The organism is Variovorax sp. E3 (assembly GCF_016082275.1).
Taxonomy (GTDB): domain Bacteria; phylum Pseudomonadota; class Gammaproteobacteria; order Burkholderiales; family Burkholderiaceae_C; genus Variovorax.
In genome coordinates this window covers 21675-27674 of sequence record NZ_MOWM01000099.1, presented here as the reverse complement: position 1 = coordinate 27674, position 6000 = coordinate 21675, and the positions used below count along the sequence as shown (strand labels likewise).

Annotated in this window: 6 protein-coding genes and 1 pseudogene; 3 read left to right on the top strand and 4 right to left on the bottom strand. The window is 69.7% G+C overall.

Going from position 1 to position 6000, the window contains the following annotated elements:
- The coding region (locus tag BMG07_RS27125) for a DUF6597 domain-containing transcriptional factor (protein WP_374221321.1) at window positions 1–450 on the bottom strand (450 nt) is incomplete at its 3' end.
- An 82-nt stretch (window positions 451–532) separates the two neighbouring features.
- Here BMG07_RS27125 and BMG07_RS27120 point away from each other — a divergent pair.
- The gene (locus tag BMG07_RS27120; protein WP_198087129.1) at window positions 533–1189 is read left to right on the top strand and encodes a glutathione S-transferase; all 657 of its coding nucleotides are present in this window, start codon (window positions 533–535) and stop codon (window positions 1187–1189) included.
- On the opposite strand, the gene BMG07_RS27115 is transcribed toward BMG07_RS27120, so the two are convergent.
- Entirely contained in the window at window positions 1186–2088 is a 903-nt protein-coding gene (locus BMG07_RS27115; RefSeq protein ID WP_198087128.1) for a LysR substrate-binding domain-containing protein, read from the bottom strand. The genes BMG07_RS27120 and BMG07_RS27115 overlap by 4 nt on opposite strands.
- Before the next feature lie 157 nt (window positions 2089–2245).
- Here BMG07_RS27115 and BMG07_RS27110 point away from each other — a divergent pair, with 157 nt between their 5' ends.
- Window positions 2246–3562 (top strand): MFS transporter, encoded by a 1317-nt coding sequence (locus tag BMG07_RS27110; protein WP_198087127.1) that lies wholly within the window; start codon window positions 2246–2248, stop codon window positions 3560–3562.
- Window positions 3563–3602: 40 nt separating this feature from the next.
- Window positions 3603–4597: pseudogene (locus BMG07_RS27105) on the top strand (M14 family metallopeptidase); the annotation flags it as partial.
- A 136-nt stretch (window positions 4598–4733) separates the two neighbouring features.
- On the opposite strand, the gene BMG07_RS27100 reads toward BMG07_RS27105, so the two are convergent.
- A complete protein-coding gene (locus tag BMG07_RS27100) occupies window positions 4734–5531 on the bottom strand; it encodes an enoyl-CoA hydratase/isomerase family protein (RefSeq protein ID WP_198087126.1) in 798 nt (265 codons plus the stop codon).
- A gap of 22 nt (window positions 5532–5553) precedes the next feature.
- A complete protein-coding gene (locus tag BMG07_RS27095) occupies window positions 5554–5979 on the bottom strand; it encodes a hypothetical protein (protein WP_198087125.1) in 426 nt (141 codons plus the stop codon).
- Window positions 5980–6000 lie beyond the last annotated feature (21 nt).

Below are 6000 nucleotides of genomic sequence, written 5' to 3'. Positions count from 1 at the left end.
CACGGCCATGCGCTCGCGCAGGTTCGCGCCTTCGCCGCGCCACAGCGCATCGAGGTGCACCGCGCCACCGCCGATCTCGCCGGCCGGCACGCCCAGCAGGGCCGCGGCGGCGCCGGGGCGCAGCGTGACGGACAGCCCCTCCACGTTGCCGCGCATGCGCACCACGACCGGCGTGGCCGAAGCGCCGATGGCTTCCACCGCCAGCCCGCTGCTCTCCTGCGTGGACGGTGCGTCGCCAAAATTGAAGACCAGCCGCACCGCCCCGTCGGGCAGCACGCGCTCGCGCACCTCGCGGCCTTCGGCAAAGCGCTCGCGGTACAGCAGGATGTGCGAGACATGGCCGCGCAACGCCGCGCCCACCGGCAGCGCGCGCAGCGTGCCAGCGGGCACGCTCGACTCCGGCCCGTGCAAGGGGTCGTCGTCGAGCCGGAGAAAGAGGCGTTCAGCCATGGCGCCCATTGTGTTGAAAAACCCGCCCCCGCGCGAACGCCTCGCGGTGGCTGAAAATCGGCGACTTCGCCCGGTCTTTCGCATGCCCACCGCCCTCCCCGTTCTCTATTCGTTCCGCCGCTGTCCCTACGCCATGCGCGCCCGCCTCGCGCTCGTGGCCGCCGGCCAGCCCTGCGAGCTGCGCGAGGTGGTGCTGAAGAACAAGCCCGCCGAAATGCTCGCGGCCTCGCCCAAGGGCACGGTGCCCGTGCTGCTGACCGACGATGGTGAGGTGCTGGAGCAAAGCCTCGACGTGATGCTATGGGCCCTGCGTCGCAACGATCCGCTGCGCTGGCTGCAACCTGAGCACGGCACGCCGCAGGACATGCTTGCGCTGATCGCCACCTGCGACAACGACTTCAAGCCCCAGCTCGACCGCTACAAATACCCCGACCGCCACCCGGACGGCGGCGAGGCGGCGCGCGAACGCGGCGCTGCCTTCCTGCGCGAGCTCGAAGCCCGGCTCTCGGCCTCGTCGCAACTCGCGGGCAACCACGCCACGCTGGCCGACGCCGCGCTGATGCCGTTCGTGCGGCAGTTCGCAATGGTCGATGCCGCGTGGTTCGCCGCGCAGCCCTGGCCGCGCCTGCAGGCCTGGCTCGCGGGCTGGACCGGCTCGGAATTGTTCGAGCGCGCCATGGGCAAGTACGCGCCGTGGAAGACCGGCGAAGCCGGCATCGCATTTCCGCCGCGGCACTAAGCCGGCATCGCCGCCGCCGACGCGCGCTGGATGCATTCGATGAAATGCTGCGCGGCCGGCGTCGACAGCTGCCCCCGCCGCCGCACCACGCACACCGTGAGCATGGGCAGCGTCTCCTTCACGTCGACACGCCGGATGCCGTGCCGCTTGAAGGTCAGCTTGACCAGCGGCTCGACGAACAGGCCGATCAGGTCCATGTTGCCGACCAGCCCGAGCGCCACCGTCACCGACTGCCCCTGGATGATGCGCGAGGGCGGCGGCAGCCCCAGCGGCGTGAACAGCGGCGCCACCGACTCGCGCCCCCGGTGGTCGTCGCCCGGCAGGATCCACTCGGCCGCGTAGAGGTCGAGCAGCGAGCGCGCCCCGCGCAGCGGGTGCCGGTTGCGCATGCCCACCACCAGGTGCACGGGAAAGAGCTCCAGCGCCTCGAACTGCGGATCGAGCGTGCCCGGCACCACATGGGCCACCGCGAAGTCGAGGTAGCCGTCGCGCAGCCGCGCCAGCATCCACGGCAGCACCGCCTCGCTGAACTGCACGTCGACGGCGGGCAGGCGGGTGTGGAAATCCTTGAACGCCGTGGGCAGCACGGTGAGCGCGAACGAGGCACTCACGGCCATCGACACCGTGCCGGTGGCGCCGTCGCGGATCTGCGCGATCTCGTCGCGGGCGCGCTGCATGTCGGCCAGCAGCAGCCGGGCGCGCGGCGCAAAGGCCTGGCCGAACTCGGTGAGCCGCACGCCCTTGACGCTGCGCTCCACCAGCGGCGCGCCCACCTCGCGCTCCAGCTCGCGCACGATCTTGGTCACCGCGGGCTGCGACAGCCCCAGCACGCGCGCGGCGGCGCGGATGCTCATCTGCTCGACCACCGCCACGAAGGCGTGCAGCTGGTTGGGTTTCATCGGATGCGCTTCCTAGGGTAGTCCTCAAGACAACCAAAAGTTATCGTTTCGCCCCAATTATTGTCTTTTCATGACAGCGGCGAGTCTCTAGCATCCGGCGCGGTCGAGGGCATACCTTCTTCCCACGACATCCTCGAAAAGCACCCACTGGAGAGACATGAGCATCCCAAGCAACCAGCCCTCGTCGTCCGCGCGCCGGCGCCAGACCATCGTGGCCACCACCATCGGCAACGGGCTGGAGTTCTTCGACTTCACCGTCTACGGTTTCCTGGCGCTGGTGATCGGCAAGCTGTTCTTCCCGACCTTCAACTCGTACGGGCAGCTGCTGCTGACGGTGGCGAGCTTCGGCGTGGGCTTCATCATGCGGCCGCTGGGCGGCATCGTCATCGGCGCGTACGCCGACCGCGCGGGCCGCAAGAAGGCCATGACGCTGACCATCTTCCTGATGGCGCTGGGCTGCGCGCTGATCGCGTTCACGCCCACGTATGCAGCCATCGGCGTGGCGGCGCCGATCGTGATCGTGCTGGCGCGGCTCATTCAGGGCTTCTCGGCCGGCGGCGAAGTGGGCGCATCGACCACGCTGCTGGTGGAGCACGCCACGCCGAGCAACCGCGGCTACATGGCGAGCTGGCAGTTCGCCAGCCAGGGCCTGGGCGTGATGCTCGGCGCCGTGGTGGTGGGTGCGCTGACCTTCTCGCTCACGCCCGAGGCCATGCAGAGCTGGGGCTGGCGCGTGCCGTTCATCATCGGCATGCTGATCGCGCCGGTGGGCATGTACATCCGCCGGCACCTGGAAGAGTCGCTGCACATCTCGCCGGAAGAAGCGGCCGCGCCGCGCGAAAGCAGCCTGAAGATCGTCTGCACGCAGCACGGCAGGACGGTGCTGGCCGCGATTCTTTCGCTGGTGGGCGGCACCACGGCGGCCTACGTGGTCACTTTCTACATGCCGACTTATGCGGTGCGCGAGCTGGGCCTGACGCCGTCGGTGGCGCTGTTCGGCGCCGCGCTCACGGGCCTCATCTCTTTCGCGTTCGCGCCCTTCGTGGGCAAGCTGTCGGACGTGGTGGGCCGCAAGCCGCTCATCTTGTGGAGCCGCATCGCGCTCGCGGTCCTGATCTACCCGGGCTTCCTGTGGCTCAATGCCTCGCCCTCGCCCGTGGTGCTGTTCGTGGTGCTCGGCGTGTTCAGCGTGGGCCTGGTGGCGCAGACGGTGCCCGGCATCACGATGCTGCCCGAGATGTTTCCCAAGGCCGTGCGCGCCAGCGGCATGTCGCTGGTGTACAGCGTGGGCGTGGCCCTGTTCGGCGGCTTCGCGCCCTTCATCAGCACCTGGCTGCTGAACGCCACGGGCAGCAAGCTGGCGCCGGCGTGGTACCTGGTGGCGATGACGGTGGTCTCGCTGATCGGCCTGCTCTGGTTGCGCGACCATACGGGCCGCGACATCGACGCAGCCGGCGCCCACGCGGCGGCCTGAACAAGAATTCCATCATTTCAAGCACAGGAGTCCCCACCGCATGCCAACCCCACAACGCTCCGCCGCCACGCGGTATTTCTCGGGCACGTACGTCGAAGCCCGCGCCAAGTTCCTCGAGGCGGCCGCCCAGCGCGGCGCGACCCTCGAGTCGTTCGTGCTCGAGGCGCACCGCGGCGCGCTCGGCGAAGAACTGGCCACCGACGTCGCGCTGATCGGCGCCATCGACGCGAAGAAAGTGCTGCTCGTGACCTCGGGCACGCACGGCCCCGAAGGCTTCTGCGGCTCGGGCACGCAGGTGGCCACGCTGAACGACGCCGACCTGCTCTCGCGCCTGGATAAGGCCGGCGTCGCGCTGCTGCTGGTGCATGCGGTCAACCCGCACGGCTTTTCGCACCTGCACCGCACCAACGAAGACAACATCGACCTGAACCGCAACCACATCGACTTCAGCGCGCCACTGCCCGAGAACGCCGCCTACGCCGACGTCGAGAAGCTGGTGCTGCCCGCGACCTGGCCGCCGACGCCGGCCGACGAGGCGGCCGTGGGCGCCTACATCGCCAAGCACGGCATGACGGCCTTCCGCACGGCCGTGACCAAGGGGCAGTACACCTCGCCGAACGGCCTGTTCTACGGCGGCACCGCGCCGTCGTGGAGCAACGGCACCATCCGCAAGATCCTGCGCAAGTACGCGGCCTCGGCCACGCACCTGGGCTGGATCGACGTGCACACCGGCCTGGGCCCCTACGGCCACGGCGAGAAGATCTACCCCGGCCGCAACACGCCCGAAGACCTGGCACTGGCGCACGAATGGTGGGGCGCGACGTGTTCGCGCCGTTCGCGGGCGACTCGGCCTCGGCCGACGTGTCGGGCCCGGTCATCTCGACCGCTTATGACGAATGCCCGAACGCCCGCGTGGCGCCGATGGGCCTGGAGTTCGGCACGCTGCCCGACCTCGAAGTGCTGCAGCGCCTGCGCGCCGACACCTGGCTGCGCAGCCACCCCGAAGCGCCCGCCGCGCAGAAGCAGGAAATCGGCGCGCAGCTGCGCGACGCGTTCTACTGCGACAACGAGGAGTGGAAGGGCATGGTGCTGGGCCAGACCCGCGTCGTGCTGCTGCAGACGCTGCAAGGGCTGCGCAAGGCCTGAGCTCCCAAGCGCCGGACCTCGTTTCTCAGCTGAAGTTCGGCGCGCGCCGTTCGCGCAGCGAGGCCACGCCTTCGCGCACGTCGGCGCCCGCGAAGCCCATGAATTCGAGCGCCAGCGAGGCGTCGAAAGTCGGGCCGGCCTGGCGCAGCCAGTTGTTCAGCGCGTACTTGGTCAGGCGGATTGCGCTCTGGCTGCCGGCCGCCAGCCGGTCGGCCACCTCGTAGGCGCGCGGCAGCAGGTCGGCCTCTTCCACCGCCAGCGACACCAGGCCGATGCGCTCGGCCTCCTCGCCGCTCACCGGCTCGCACAGCAGCAGGTGGTACTTGGCCTTGGCCATGCCGCACAGCAGCGGCCACACGATGGCCGCGTGATCGCCCGCCGCCACGCCCAGGCGCGTGTGGCCGTCGACGATCTTCGCGTTCTTCGTGGCAATGGAAATGTCGGCCAGCAGCCCCGCCACCAGCCCCGCGCCCACGGCCGGGCCGTGCATGGCGCTGACGATGGGCTTGTCGCAGTTGATGAGGTTGTAGACCAGGTCGCGCGCCTCGCGCCACACGCGCTGGCGCACCGCGTCGTCGGTGGTCATGTCCTGCACCATCGCCAGGTCGCCGCCGCCCGAGAAGCCTTGGCCCTCGCCCCGCAGCACTGCGCAGCGCACCGTGTCGTCGGCCGACACGTCGCGCCAGATCTCGGCGAGTTCGCGGTGGCCGTCATGGCCGGCCGTCGGCAGCTTGCCGTTGGCCGCGCGCATCTGGATGTCGAGCACCGCGCCGTTCGCGCCCCGGCGCGTGATGGCTAGGGTTTGATAGCGGGTGTAGTCCATGGCGGTGTCCGTTCCTTGTTCTTTATTTCCTGGCGGCGATCTCGCGGCAGCGCTGCACGTTGCTGTCGAAGCGCGAGGCCAGCCCGGGCTCGCAGGACTCGTCGCCCGGCGTGAGCTTGCACATGCCGACCACCACGTAGTCCATGACCGCCGCCGTACACATCGGGTAGGCCGCGAGGTCGGGGTTGGCCTTGACCTTGAAGCCCCAGCGCTCCGAGAACTGCACCGTGCGGGCCATTGCGCCGTGGAAGAAGCTGCGGTCTTTCGCGGCGATGGCGGCCTCCATGCGCGGCAGCTCCTCGTTCAGGTAGCCGACCGAGTCGAGCGGAAAGCCGGCGGGGTCCTGCTGCGCGGTGGCTGCGGATGCGGCCAGCACCAGGGGCAGGACGGCAAGGGCGCGCAGGACAGGGGCCAGCGCGGAACGAAGGGGCGTGCGGTGAAGGTGCATGGCCCTGAATTTTGCAACGTT

Excerpts from the sequence above, each read along its gene's own strand:
- BMG07_RS27095 (WP_198087125.1), bottom strand. The coding sequence starts at position 5,979 with ATGCACCTTCACCGCACGCCCCTTCGTTCCGCGCTGGCCCCTGTCCTG.
- BMG07_RS27100 (WP_198087126.1), bottom strand. The coding sequence starts at position 5,531 with ATGGACTACACCCGCTATCAAACCCTAGCCATCACGCGCCGGGGCGCG.
- BMG07_RS27110 (WP_198087127.1), top strand. The coding sequence starts at position 2,246 with ATGAGCATCCCAAGCAACCAGCCCTCGTCGTCCGCGCGCCGGCGCCAG.
- BMG07_RS27115 (WP_198087128.1), bottom strand. The coding sequence starts at position 2,088 with ATGAAACCCAACCAGCTGCACGCCTTCGTGGCGGTGGTCGAGCAGATG.
- BMG07_RS27120 (WP_198087129.1), top strand. The coding sequence starts at position 533 with ATGCCCACCGCCCTCCCCGTTCTCTATTCGTTCCGCCGCTGTCCCTAC.